Origin of the sequence: Aquabacterium sp., assembly GCF_014378415.1 — a bacterium.
Lineage (GTDB): Bacteria > Pseudomonadota > Gammaproteobacteria > Burkholderiales > Burkholderiaceae_C > Aquabacterium.
In genome coordinates, this window is record NZ_JACMNS010000112.1 from 23,396 (window position 1) to 36,448 (window position 13,053).

The following is a 13,053-nucleotide window of genomic DNA, read 5'->3' on the forward strand; positions in this document are numbered from 1 at the left end:
GCGGTTCGGTGGGTTGCTTCGACTTAGGCACGGCGGCCGTCCTCCAGGATTTGGGCGATGGCCTCGCTGGCACAACGGGCGGTATCACGTCGCAAGGTGTGGTGGAGCTCAATGAAGCGCTGGCGCACCGCCAATGCCTTGGCCGGATGGTCCAGCCAATCCAGCACATCAGAAGCCAGTTGCTGGGGGGTGGCCGCGTCTTGAAGGCGCTCGGGCACCACGAAATCTTTCAACAAAATATTGGGTAAACCCACCCAGGGCAGGTAGCCCAGGCGCTTCATCAGTTGCCAACTCAAGCCACTGACGCGGTAGGCGATCACCATGGGGCGCTTGAACAGCGCGGCCTCCAGCGTGGCCGTGCCACTGGCAATCAAGGTCACGTCGCAGGCCGCCAAGGCCTCGTGCGAGCGGCCTTCCAGCAACTGGATGTTGGCATGGGGCGCGTACTGGGCCACCAAAGGCAGCACCATGTCCCGCAAGCTGGGCACCACCGGCATCACAAAACGCATGTCGGGCCGCTGGTGACTCAATTCGGTCACGGTCTGCAGAAACACGGGCGCGATGTGCTGGATCTCGGAGCGGCGACTGCCGGGCAACACCGCCAGCACCGGCGCATCCAGGGGCAAGCCCAGGCTCTGGCGGCTGGCCTCGCAAGGCGGCTCCATCGGGATAGCATCGGCCAGCGGATGCCCCACGTAAGTGGCTGGGATGTTTTTGGCCGCGTACAGCTCGGGCTCGAACGGGAACATGCACAGCATGTGGTCGGTGGACTGGGCAATCTTGTTGATGCGCTTGCCCCGCCATGCCCAGATCGACGGGCTCACGAAATGAACCGTCTTGATGCCCTGGGCCTTCAAGCGAGCCTCCAGCCCGAAATTGAAATCCGGCGCATCCACGCCAATGAACACATCCGGGCGCTGCGCCAAAAGGCGGTCACCCAGTTGCCGACGGATGCCGGACAGTTCGCGGTAATGACGCAGCGCATCGACAAATCCGAAAACGGCCAGCTTCTCACAGGGCCACCAGGCCTCGAAGCCCTGCGCCACCATGCGGGGGCCGCCGATGCCCATGGCACTCAGCTCGGGCCACCGCGCCTTCAGACCCCCCATCAGCAAGCCGGCCAGCAAGTCACCCGAGACCTCGCCTGCCACCATGGCCACCTTCGGCCCAGATCCAGCAGTCATCAATCGGCTCCAGGGGTGCGCTCAGCGCACGATGCCGCGGGTGGACGCCATCAGGAAGTTGATCATCAAATCAACGTCCTGCTTGACTTCGGGATGGGTGTCTGCCAACTCGGCGATGCGGCCCTTGGCTTCCTCAAGCGTCAGGTCCTGGCGGTACAAAGCCCGGTGCATTTCCTTGACCGCCTTGAGCCGCTCGGGGCTGAAACCACGGCGGCGCAATCCTTCAAGATTGACGCCACGGACCTCGGCCATGTTGCCCTGGGCCATCACGAAAGGTGGCAAATCCTGGCCCAAAGCCGTCGCCATGCTGGTCATGGCATGGGCGCCAATCTTGACGAACTGGTGCACACAGGTGAAGCCCCCCAGGATGACCCAATCACCCACATGCACGTGGCCCGCAATGTGCGCGTTGTTGGCAAAGATGGTGTGGTTGCCGACCTGGCAATCGTGCGCCAGGTGGGTGTAGGCCATCATCCAGTTGTCATGGCCCAAGCGCGTGATGCCTTCATCCTGGGCCGTGCCCACGTTAAAGGTGCTGAACTCGCGGATGGTGTTGCGGTCGCCAATCACCAGTTGGGTGGGCTCGTCGGCGTACTTCTTGTCTTGTGGACTGCCGCCCAGCGAGGCGAACTGAAAGATCCGGTTGTCGCGGCCTAACGTGGTGTGGCCCTCAATCACGCAATGCGGGCCCACGGTCGTGCCTTCGTCAATGCGAACGTGGGGGCCGATCACTGTGTAAGGGCCAACGCTGACCATGTCGCCCAGTTGCGCCTGGGGATCGACCAGCGCGGTGGGATGAATGCTCGCCATGTTGCTGCGCCCTCGCCTCAACCCACCGTGCGCTGCGTGCACATCAGTTGCGCCTCGACGGCCAGCTCATCACCCACCCAGCCTTTGGCATTGAACTTGTAGATGCCCGCCCGGTGGCGGTCAATCGTCACGTCGAGGATCAACTGGTCGCCAGGCTCCACAGGCCGCTTGAAGCGGGCGTTGTCGATGCCTACGAAGTAATACACCATTTTCTCGTCTGTACTGGCGCCAATGCCCTCGAAGGCCAGGATGCCCGCGGCTTGTGCCAAGGCTTCCAGCATCATCACGCCGGGCATCACCGGTCGGCCCGGAAAATGGCCTTGGAAGAAAGGCTCATTGAAGGTCACGTTCTTGACCGCGCGAATGCGCACGTTCTTTTCAATTTCCAGCACGCGGTCCACCAAGAGCATGGGATAGCGGTGCGGGAGCTTTTCAAGAATCTTGTGGATGTCCATCATCATGGTTGTTCTGTTGTTTCTCTAAGGCGCGAACGCGTTCGCGCAGGGCATGCAGATTGCGCAATGTCGCGGCGTTCTTTTCCCAGGACGCATTGTCGTCGAAGGGGAAGACGCCGCTGTACAGCCCAGGTTTGTGAATGGACCGCGTGACCAGGGTGGCCGCCGAGACATTCACCCCTTCCGCCAGGGACAGGTGGCCCAGCACCATGCCGCCGCCGCCCACGGTGCAATGCGCGCCAATGACAGCGCTGCCAGCCACGCCAGCGCAGCCGGCCATGGCCACGTGAGCACCGATCTGGGCGTTGTGCCCGATCTGGACCAAGTTGTCCAGCTTGACCCCATTGCCAAGCACGGTGTCGCCCAAGGCACCGCGGTCCACACAGGAGTTGGCGCCAATCTCGACGTCATCCCCAATGCGCACGGCCCCAAGCTGTTCGATTTTTTCCCAACGGCCTTGCGTGGGGGCAAAGCCAAAGCCATCGGCCCCAATCACCACACCGCTGTGGAACAGGCAGCGCTCGCCAATGCTGCAGTCAAAGCCGATGTTGACGCTGGCGGCCAGGCGAGTGCCCGCGCCAATGCGGGCACCGCGCCCGATCACGCAATGGGGCCCGATCACCGCGCCCGCGCCAATGACCGCACCGGCTTCCACCACCACGAAGGGGCCAACGCTGACACCCTCGCCCAAGCTGGCGCTGGGATCAATCACGGCACTGGCATGGATGCTGGCCGGCGCTTGCGGGCGCCTGCGACCGGCCCACCATTGCGTCAGCTTGGCAAAATACAGGTAAGGATCTTCCGTGACGATGGCCGCACCACGGGCCGCAGCTTCAACCTTCAGCGCACCGGACACGATCACACAGCCGGCCGATGTGCTGGCCAACTGGGCTCGGTACTTGGGGTGGGCCAGAAAGGTGATTGCATCAGTCTGCGCCTGCTCGATCGGCGAGATGCGGGCAATCGGCAACTCTTCGGGGCCCAGCAACTCCCCACCCAGCGCTGCGACGATCTGACCAAGCTGCACCATGGACGTCGAGCCGGTCGGGTTGACCGCCCCGCTCACTTGCCGGGGGCGGTGTTGAGGGACTTGAGCACCTTGTCGGTGATGTCCACACGCGGGCTGGCAAAAACGGCCTCTTGAACGATCAAGTCGTATTTTTCCTGATCAAAAATTTGCTTGACCACGCGGTTGGCGCGGTCCAGCACCGAGGCCAGTTCTTCGTTCTTGCGCTGGTTCAGGTCTTCCTGGAACTCGCGGCGTTTGCGTTGGAACTCGCGGTCTTGCTCGACCAAGTCGCGTTGGCGCCGGCTGCGCTCGCCTTCGACCAGCGTGGGCGCGTCTTTCTCGAACTTGTCCGAGGCCGACTTGATGCGCTGGGCCGTGTCGGTCAGCTCTTTCTCGCGTCGGCTGAATTCAATCTCCAGCTTGGCTTGCGCTGCCTTGGCAGGCGTCGCGTCACGCAGGACACGGTCAAGATTGACGTAACCAATCTTGAAGTCCTGGGCAGAGGCCGTGGCCGCGGCCACCAGTAAACCGGCGACCATCAGGGTCTTGAGGACGGATTTCATGGTCAGAATGCGGTGCCGATCTGGAACTGGAGTTTCTGGATTTTATCCACATCGAACTTGCGGAAAGGTTGGCCGTAGCTGAGTTTGAGCGGCCCCACCGGTGAGACCCAGCTGACACCCACGCCCATGGAAAGGCGGAAATCGTCCAGCTTGATCTGTTCTTCGCTGCCCCAGACATTACCAGCGTCAAGGTATCCAAACAAGCGCAAGGTGCGGTCATTGCCAGCACCCGGGAACGGCACATACAACTCGTTGTTGATGTTGACGCGTTTATTGCCCCCAATGTAGGCGCCATTGTTGTCGATCGGGCCCAGCGAATTCTGCTCAAAACCGCGTACCGTGCCCAAGCCGCCGCCGTAGAAGTTCTTGAAGAAGGGGTACTCTTTGCTTGACAAGCCCACGCCGTAGCCGATCTGGGCATTGAAGCCAAAGGTGAAGCGGTTGGTCAGCGGGAAATACTGCTGGAACTGGTAGTCCCCGCGCAAGTAGCGCGTGTCACCCGCCACACCCCATTCCATGTTGACGCGCTGATAACGCCCCTGGTTGGGCGCAATCGTGCTGTCGCGCGAATCACGCGCCCAGCCCACCGTCAGCGGAATCGACAAACTGGTTTCGCCGAAATTGCGGCGGTACAGCTTGTAGTTGTCGGGCAAGCCGAGGTCACCCTTGATGGTGGTCTGTTCAGCCCCCAGGCCAAAAAACACGGTGTCGAACTCGGTGAACGGCACGCCAAACCGGATCGTGGCGCCCGGGGTCACGATTTCATAGTCGCCACCCTGGGTGCTCAGCGGACGCGAGGTTCGGTAGAACACGTCCAACGCGCGCGAAATGCCGCCGTCGGTGAAGTAAGGATCGACCGTGCTGACCACCAGTGTGCGGTTGTACTTGCTGGTGTTGACTTCAATGCCCAGGTAGTTGCCGGTGCCAAAGATGTTGTCTTGCTTGATCGAGGCCGTCAGGGAGAGCTTTTCAGCGCTTGAGAAGCCCGCGCCCAGCATCAGATTACCGGTGGGCTTTTCTTCCACCGTGATGGTCAAGTCAACCTGGTCTTGCGTGCCCGGCACTTCCACCGTGTCGATGCCAACTTGCTTGAAATACCCAAGGCGGTCCACGCGGTCACGCGACAGCTTGATCTTCTGGCCGTCGTACCAGGCCGATTCGAACTGGCGGAACTCGCGGCGGATCACTTCATCGCGCGTGCGCGAATTGCCGGCCACGTTCACCCGGCGCACGTACACACGGCGCTGCGGCTGCGAGCTGAACACCGCCACGACCGTGCCCTTGTCGCGGTTCAGTTCAGGACGGAACTCGACTCGCGCAAAAGCGTAGCCAAAAGCGGCAAATCTATCGGTGAAAGCTTTAGTGGTCGAGGCAATATCCTCTGCACGGTAGGAGTCACCAGGCTTGACGGCCACCAGCGAACGAAACACTTCGTCCTTGCCCAGGTAATCGCCTTCCAGCTTCACGCCGGTGACGGTGTAGCGAGGGCCCTCAGTCACATTGATGGCAATGGAGATGTCTTGCTTGTCGGGCGAGATCGCCACCTGCGTGGATTCGAGTCGGAACTCGAGGTAACCACGGTTCAGGTAGTACGCCTTGATCGTTTCCAGGTCAGCGTTCAGCTTGGCCCGCGCGTACTGGTCGGACTTGGTGTACCAGGTCAACCAGCCGCCGGTGGTCAAGTCCATCTGCGACAGCAAGGTGCTTTCGGAAAAGGCCTTGGCGCCGGTGATCCGGATGTTCTTGATCTTGGCCGTGTCGCCTTCTGTCACGCTGAAGGTCACGTTGACGCGGTTGCGGTCCACCGGCGTGATGGTGGTCACGACCTCGATGCCGTACAGGCTGCGCGACAGGTACTGGCGCTTGAGCTCGGTCTCGGCGCGATCGGCCAGGGCGCGGTCAAAAGGCTGGCCCTCGCCGATGCCGATGTCCTTGAGCGCCTTGACCAGGTTGTCCTTGTCGAACTCCTTGGTGCCCACGAATTCGACCTTGGCGATGACGGGGCGCTCTTCAACGACCACCACGACCACGCTGCCGTCAATCTGGATGCGAACGTCCTTGAACAGCCCCGTGGCGAACAGGGAGCGCAAACCGGCCGAGCCCTTGTCATCGGTGTAGGTGTCGCCCACCCGGAAAGGCAGCGAGGCGAACACCGTGCCCGCGTCAGCCCGCTGTAGACCCTCGACACGAATGTCCTTGAGCACGAAGGGCTCCACCGCGAAAGCGGCGGTGTGGAACATGGTCACAGCGATGAGCGCGGCGGCCAGGGTCGGTTTGAACCGATGGACAGTCTTGGAAGGAAATTGCATGCAAAGATCAGTGCGAGCCCAGCATTCGGGCCAAATCGTTGTAGAGGGCAAGTGACATCATGGTGAGCATGATGGCCACGCCACCGCGTTGCAACCGCTCCATCCAAACTTCTGAGATGGGCCGGCCGGTGAGTCCTTCGAAAAGATAATACATGAGGTGCCCGCCATCCAGAACCGGCAGAGGCAGCAGATTGAGCACGCCCAGACTGACGCTGACCAGCGCCAGAAAACCCAGGTAATGTACCCAACCCATTTCGGCCGAGCGCCCCGCGTAATCCGCAATGGTCAAAGGCCCACTGAGGTTTTTCAGTGAAGCCTGCCCCACCACCATCTTGCCCAGCATTTCCAGGCTCATGCGAGAGACGTCCCACGTGCGGTTGAGTGCCAGCGTCAAACCTTCGAGCGGCCCATAGCTCACGTCGACCAACGCAGGCGGTGATCCGATGCCAGCCTCGATGCGCGCCAGCTGCTTGCCGTCGACATCTTTCATCGCCGGGGTCACGGTGATGTCCAGATTTTGCCCGGCGCGCTGCACCTTCAGCAAGATGAGCTTGACCTGCCCTTGATCGTGGCTGGCACCAATCAGTTGCCGCAATTGCGCGGCATCGGCGGGCACTTGGCCATTGATCTGCACAATTCGATCACCTGCCTTCAAGCCGGCACGCTCAGCGGGACCACCGTTGATCGCTTGGGCAATGATGGGCTCGACATACGGCCCCATCAGGCCAATGCGGTCCAGCAATTTGGCGTCCACATCGGCCGCCGGAATGCGGCTGAGCGCCAAGGTCATGGTGCGGCTGCCGTGCTGCTGCGGCTCGCCAGTGCCAGAGGCGTTGTGGCTGACTTGCAGGCGCAAATCGCGCCCAGCCAAGGTTGCCTGGGTGAGCTGCCACTGCAAGTCGCTCATTGAGCGGATGGCTTGCCAGCCCGCCTCGGAGTCATCGGCGGCATCGGCGCTAACCTGGGCGACCGACAAGATTTCATCACGCGCTTGCAGGCCAGCCTGATCGGCCAAGCTATCTTCTTTGGGCTGCGCCATCCAGGGACGCAGTTCCTGCACGCCGGCCCAATTGACAATGGCGTACAGCAAAACTGCGAGCAGCAAATTGGCCGCAGGTCCGGCTGCGACGATGAAGGCGCGTTGCTTGAGCGGCTTGCGATTGAACGCGCGGCTTAACTCCAAGGCAGGCACATCGCCTTCGCGCTCGTCCAACATCTTCACGTAGCCACCCAGCGGCAGTGCCGACACCACAAATTCGGTCTCGCCATGCATGCGGCGCCAGAGCACGCGCCCAAAGCCCACGGAAAACCGCAGCACCTTGACATCGCACGCCACGGCCGCTCGGTAGTGTCCGTACTCGTGGATGACGACCAGCACACCGATGGTCACTAAAAATGCCAACACCGTCAACAACATGGCAAGGCTCCGGTTAAATCAACGGCTCAAGCCAGATGAAATCACCTGGGCGATGCGCCTGGCCTTGGCGTCCAGCGCCAGCAGACCGTCGACGCTGTCGCAGCAGCCGGACTCTACCGCGCAATCGACCAGACTTTGAGTGTTGACTGCATGAATCTGGTCAAAGCGGATGCGACCGGTCAGAAAAGCATCCACAGCCACTTCGTTGGCTGCATTGAGTACGCAGGTGCTGCCCGCCGGGCCATTCAGCGTGTCCCAGGCCAATTGAAGACCGGGATAACGACGTGCATCGGCCTCTTCAAAAGTCAAGGCGGACAGGCGGGTAAAGTCAAGTAACTCCGCGCCTGATTCAATCCGGTTCGGCCAGGACAGGCCGTAGGCAATGGGCACCCGCATGTCCGGCGTACCCAGTTGCGCCAGCACGGAGTGGTCCCGGCACACCACCATCGAGTGGATGATGCTTTGCGGGTGCAAGACCACCTTGATGCGCTCAGGCCTGAGGCCAAACAACCAGCGCGCTTCGATCACTTCCAGCGCCTTGTTCATCATCGTGGCCGAATCGACCGAGATCTTGCGGCCCATGACCCAGTTGGGGTGGGTACAGGCCTGATCAGGCGTGACATCGCGCAAGGTGGCGGGATCGCGCTGGCGAAATGGTCCGCCAGACGCCGTCAAAACAATGTGGTCAATGCGCTCGGCCCAGGTCCCCACATCTTCCGGCAAGCACTGAAAAATGGCCGAGTGTTCGCTGTCGATGGGCAGCAAGGTCGCGCCGCCTTCGGCCACCGCGCTCATGAACAAGGCACCGCCCACGACCAGGGCTTCTTTGTTGGCCAAAAGCAAACGCTTGCCCGACCGCGCCGCCGCCAGACAAGGGGCCAAACCGGCCGCGCCCACAATGGCGGCCATCACGACCTCCACCTCAGGATGCGAAGCGATGTCGCACAAGGCCTTCTCGCCGCTGAGCACTTCGGTCGACAAACCTGCTTGGGCCATCCCTTGGCGCAGACGCTGTGCCGCGTCTTCGTGGGACATCACGGCAAACCGGGGACGCCATTGCACGCATTGCGCCAGGAGTTCATCCACGCGGCGCCCGCCACTGAGGGCAAACACCTCGAAACGATCAGGATGCCGGGCCACCACGTCCAGCGTGTTGGTCCCGACCGAACCGGTGGAACCCAGCACGCAGAGGCGCTGGCGGTGTGCCGTGGGCATGAAAGCATCAACCATGGCACAAAGACATCAAAGCGAGGACCAAAGGCAGGACCGGCAACAAAGCATCAACCCGGTCCAGCACCCCGCCATGCCCGGGCAGCAACTGGCTGCTGTCCTTGGCCCCGGCCTGGCGCTTGATGAGTGACTCGAACAAATCACCCACGACGCTCATGCCCACCAGAAAAACAATGCTCAGTACCAGGCCCAACGGCCCCAGGCCCGACAGCAGGTGGCTGTACATGCTGGGCGAATCAACCGACCAACTGCGGTCAACTGCGATCCAGACCACGGCCAACAGCAACACCGCCAACATGCCAGACCAGACACCCTCCCAGCTTTTGCCCGGGCTGATGCTGATGGCCAGCTTGCGGCGCCCGAAGGCACGGCCGCCAAAATAGGCACCAATGTCGGCCGCCCAAACCAAGCAGAAGACCGACAACAGGAAGTTCAGCCCCTGGGCCTTGCTTTCGGTCAACGCGAGCCAGGCCATCACCAGGATGCCCAGCCCGAGCAGCGCGCGCAAGGCACGGGGTGACCGCTTCCAGTAACGAGTCCCCCAACACAGGGCTGAAGCCCCACCCAACACCCACAAACCACCAGTGACCCACCACACAGCAGCAGGCACCTTGAAACCGGCCAATGCCTGGCCTGCGACGTGAACATGGGTTGCTGCCGCGCTTTCATGGGGCGACGCCGACAGCCCCCAGGGGTCTAGATGCACCGCTTCGGCGACGACATATCCCAGCACGGCCACCGCCGCCCCCATCGCCCAGGCCCGCGCGCCAGGCCACTCATTCAAGCGAGCCCACTCCCAACCTGCTGCGCTGACAAACAACAAACCCAAAGCGGCAAACGGCCACAGGGCTTGTGCGGCCAGGGCTGGCAAGAGGATGGCCATCAGGATCAGCGCCGTGATCACGCGTTGCTTTAGCATGTTCAGGATCTCTCTGACGTGAATTCGTCGTTGTCAACCGCGCCACCCACGGCGCCCTCGCCTTGGCCCGAAGCCCCGACATCGCCAAAACGCCGCTCGCGAACAGCGAACGCCGTCAAAGCCTTGTCGATTTCGGTGGCATCAAAATCAGGCCACAGGCAATCAGTGAAGTACAACTCGGCGTACGCGCTTTGCCACAACAAGAAGTTGGACAGGCGAACCTCGCCACCGGTGCGGATGAACAAATCGGGATCGGGCGCATAGCTCATGGCCATGAAACGTGAGAGTTCTGCTTCGCTCAGGGTCTCTGCCGACAAACCAGCGGCCATCGCCTTCTGGCAAGCTTGGACGATGTCCCAGCGGCCACCGTAGTTGAAAGCCACCGTCAAGGTCAAGCGGCTGTTGTCGCGGGTGCGGGCCTCAGCATCCAGCAAGGCATTGCGGATTTTTTCAGCCACCGTGCTCAGATCGCCCGCAATGCGGATGCGAACGCCATCGGCCTTGAGCTTGGCAATGTGCTTGGACAAAGCCACCAGCAGAAGGCTCATCAAGCCAGACACCTCCTCCTCGGGTCGCTTCCAGTTTTCTGAGGAAAACGCGAACACGGTGAGATAGTCAATGCCACGATCGGCGCAGGCGTGCACCACCGAGATCAAAGCGTCAACGCCCGCCTTGTGCCCCACGCCACGAGGCATGAGGCGCTTGCGTGCCCAGCGCCCATTGCCATCCATGACGATGGCCACGTGGCGGGGCGCCGATGACGGGCTGGAAGAAGGATTTCGCTTGGCCATGTTGGCTCCAAAACAGATTGAGGCGGTCAACCCGCCTCAGACTGCATCGAGATCAATGAAAAGCCGATCAAACCGCCAGGATCTCGGCTTCTTTGGCCTGAACCAACTTGTCGATGTCAACAATCGTGCGGTCGGTCAGCTTTTGAACATCATCCGTAGAACGACGGTCTTCGTCTTCAGTGATTTCTTTGTCCTTGAGCAGACGCTTGGCTTGCTCATTGGCATCGCGGCGCAGATTGCGCACGGCCACCTTGGCGTCCTCGGCCAGGCTCTTCACGATCTTGATGAGGTCCTTGCGCCGCTCTTCGGTCAGGGCGGGCATCGGCACACGGATCAGGTCGCCCTGCGACGCTGGATTCAAACCCAGATCGGACTCGCGGATCGCCTTTTCGATCTTGGCGCCCATGCCCTTTTCCCAAGGCTGCACGCTGATGTTTCGCGCGTCGATCAGGGTCACGTTGGCGACCTGGCTGATCGGCACCAAGGAGCCGTAGTAGTCCACCTGCACCTGGTCGAGGATGCCTGGGTGGGCACGGCCTGTGCGGATCTTGCTCAAATCGCCCTTGAAAGAGTCGATGGATTTGAGCGTCTTTTGCTCAAGGGATTTTTTAATGTCGGCAATGCTCATGAAATGCTCCGGATCACACGTGGACCAGGGTGCCTTCATCCTCGCCCATCACCACACGCTTGAGGGCGCCGGGCTTGAAGATGGAAAACACCTTGATGGGCAGATTCTGGTCGCGGCACAACGCAAACGCTGTGGCGTCCAGCACTTGGAGATTCTTGATCAAGGCTTCATCGAAGGTGATGGTGCTGTAGCGCGTCGCCAGCGGATCCTTCTTGGGATCAGCGGAGTACACGCCATCGACCTTGGTGGCCTTGAGCATGATCTCGGCACCGATTTCAGCGCCACGCAGGGCAGCGGCCGTGTCGGTGGTGAAGAAGGGGTTGCCCGTGCCGGCGGCGAAAATCACCACCTTGCCTTCTTCGAGGTACTGCAGGGCCTTGGGGCGCACATAAGGCTCCACGACCTGCTCTATGTTGATGGCCGACATGACGCGAGCGGTCATGCCTTCCTGGCGCATGGTGTCGGCCAAGGCCAAGGCATTCATGACGGGGGCCAGCTTGCCCATGTAATCAGCCGTAGCGCGGTCCATGCCGACCGAACCACCCGCGACACCACGGAAAATATTGCCACCACCAATGACGACTGCGACCTCGCATCCCAGCTTCGTGATCTCCTGGATTTCTTGCACCATGCGAACGATGGTGGAACGGTTGATGCCGAATGCATCGTCGCCCATGAGGGCTTCACCAGAGAGTTTCAGAAGGATGCGCTTGTAGGCGGCCATGCAGACGTCCTTTGCTAATTGTTGTCGTGAGAGTCACCGCAGGCTGCTTAAGTGTCCTCAAACAGCCCGCGGTCGGGTCAGAAATTACTGACCCTTGGCAGCTGCCATGGTAGCGGCCACTTCAGCAGCAAAGTCGTCCTGCTTCTTCTCGATGCCTTCGCCCACGATGTACATCGTGAAGCTCGTGACAACCGTGTTGGCCGACTTCAGGTACTGCTCAACGGTTTGCTTGCCATCGGCGGCCTTCACGAAGACCTGGTTGAACAGGGACACTTCTTTCAGGTACTTCTGGATCGAGCCATCAATTCGCTTTGCAACGATTTCGGCCGATTGGGCAGGCTTACCAGCAGCTTCAGCCACCTTGGCATCTTCGGCAGCCTTGCCTGCTGCCACCGAACGCTCGGCTTCAATCAATGCCGCGGGCACGTCGGCCGATGACAACGACACGGGCTTCATGGCGGCCACGTGCATGGCAACGTCCTTGGCAGCCGTGTCGTCACCGGTGTACTCGACGACGACACCGATGCGGGCGCCATGCAGGTAACTGGCCAGCTTTTGGTCACCGCTGAAACGCTTGAAGCGGCGGATGGTGATATTTTCACCGATCTTGCCGATCAGGGCAGCGCGACTGGCTTCGACCGTTTGACCGGCGATTTCCAGGTTTGACAGCGCGGCCACGTCGGCCGGGTTGTGCTGGGTGATCAACTCGGCGACAGCTTTGCTCAAGGCCAGGAAGTCGTCGTTCTTCGACACGAAGTCGGTTTCGCAGTTGATTTCAACCAGGGCACCGTTGGCGCCGTCGATGAAGGAGGTGACCACGCCATCGGCGGTCACGCGCGATGCGGCTTTTGAGGCCTTGCTGCCAAGCTTGACGCGCAGAATTTCTTCAGCCTTGACCGAGTCGCCTTCGGCTTCAGTCAGGGCTCTCTTGCACTCCATCATGGGAGCGTCGGTCTTGGCGCGCAGTTCGGCAACCATGCTGGCGGTGATGGCGGGCATATGCTTTCTCCGTAA

The 13,053-nt window shown here is 61.1% G+C and carries 13 protein-coding genes; all 13 read right to left on the reverse strand.

Translation table 11 applies throughout. The features are described 5' to 3' along the window. Positions 1–23: 23 nt before the first annotated feature. Positions 24–1,184 carry a lipid-A-disaccharide synthase gene (gene lpxB / locus H7225_RS10215; protein ID WP_290661457.1) on the reverse strand — a complete coding sequence of 387 codons (1,161 nt, stop codon included), beginning with the start codon at positions 1,182–1,184 and terminating at the stop codon, positions 24–26. Positions 1,185–1,205: 21 nt separating this feature from the next. Continuing rightward, the gene (gene lpxA, locus H7225_RS10220; protein ID WP_290661459.1) at positions 1,206–1,994 is read right to left on the reverse strand and encodes an acyl-ACP--UDP-N-acetylglucosamine O-acyltransferase; all 789 of its coding nucleotides are present in this window, start codon (positions 1,992–1,994) and stop codon (positions 1,206–1,208) included. A 17-nt stretch (positions 1,995–2,011) separates the two neighbouring features. Continuing rightward, entirely contained in the window at positions 2,012–2,452 is a 441-nt protein-coding gene (gene fabZ, locus H7225_RS10225) for a 3-hydroxyacyl-ACP dehydratase FabZ (RefSeq protein ID WP_290661574.1), read from the reverse strand. Further along, entirely contained in the window at positions 2,427–3,479 is a 1,053-nt protein-coding gene (gene lpxD, locus H7225_RS10230) for a UDP-3-O-(3-hydroxymyristoyl)glucosamine N-acyltransferase (protein WP_290661576.1), read from the reverse strand. Before lpxD ends, fabZ begins: the two co-directional genes overlap by 26 nt. A gap of 32 nt (positions 3,480–3,511) precedes the next feature. After that, positions 3,512–4,021 (reverse strand): OmpH family outer membrane protein, encoded by a 510-nt coding sequence (locus H7225_RS10235; protein ID WP_290661461.1) that lies wholly within the window; start codon positions 4,019–4,021, stop codon positions 3,512–3,514. A gap of 2 nt (positions 4,022–4,023) precedes the next feature. After that, a complete protein-coding gene (gene bamA, locus H7225_RS10240) occupies positions 4,024–6,261 on the reverse strand; it encodes an outer membrane protein assembly factor BamA (RefSeq protein WP_290661578.1) in 2,238 nt (745 codons plus the stop codon). A gap of 76 nt (positions 6,262–6,337) precedes the next feature. Then, the gene (gene rseP, locus H7225_RS10245; RefSeq protein WP_290661463.1) at positions 6,338–7,747 is read right to left on the reverse strand and encodes an RIP metalloprotease RseP; all 1,410 of its coding nucleotides are present in this window, start codon (positions 7,745–7,747) and stop codon (positions 6,338–6,340) included. An 18-nt stretch (positions 7,748–7,765) separates the two neighbouring features. Next, entirely contained in the window at positions 7,766–8,962 is a 1,197-nt protein-coding gene (gene ispC, locus H7225_RS10250) for a 1-deoxy-D-xylulose-5-phosphate reductoisomerase (protein ID WP_290661465.1), read from the reverse strand. A 7-nt stretch (positions 8,963–8,969) separates the two neighbouring features. Further along, positions 8,970–9,896 carry a phosphatidate cytidylyltransferase gene (locus tag H7225_RS10255; RefSeq protein ID WP_290661467.1) on the reverse strand — a complete coding sequence of 309 codons (927 nt, stop codon included), beginning with the start codon at positions 9,894–9,896 and terminating at the stop codon, positions 8,970–8,972. Positions 9,897–9,898: 2 nt separating this feature from the next. Beyond that, positions 9,899–10,687, reverse strand: coding sequence for a polyprenyl diphosphate synthase (gene uppS / locus H7225_RS10260; RefSeq protein WP_290661469.1), 789 nt, complete (start codon positions 10,685–10,687; stop codon positions 9,899–9,901). Positions 10,688–10,754: 67 nt separating this feature from the next. Then, the gene (gene frr, locus H7225_RS10265; protein WP_290661471.1) at positions 10,755–11,315 is read right to left on the reverse strand and encodes a ribosome recycling factor; all 561 of its coding nucleotides are present in this window, start codon (positions 11,313–11,315) and stop codon (positions 10,755–10,757) included. Positions 11,316–11,328: 13 nt separating this feature from the next. After that, the gene (pyrH, locus tag H7225_RS10270; protein ID WP_290661473.1) at positions 11,329–12,039 is read right to left on the reverse strand and encodes a UMP kinase; all 711 of its coding nucleotides are present in this window, start codon (positions 12,037–12,039) and stop codon (positions 11,329–11,331) included. A gap of 84 nt (positions 12,040–12,123) precedes the next feature. Next, positions 12,124–13,038 carry a translation elongation factor Ts gene (tsf, locus tag H7225_RS10275; protein WP_290661475.1) on the reverse strand — a complete coding sequence of 305 codons (915 nt, stop codon included), beginning with the start codon at positions 13,036–13,038 and terminating at the stop codon, positions 12,124–12,126. Between the last annotated feature and the right edge of the window lie 15 nt (positions 13,039–13,053).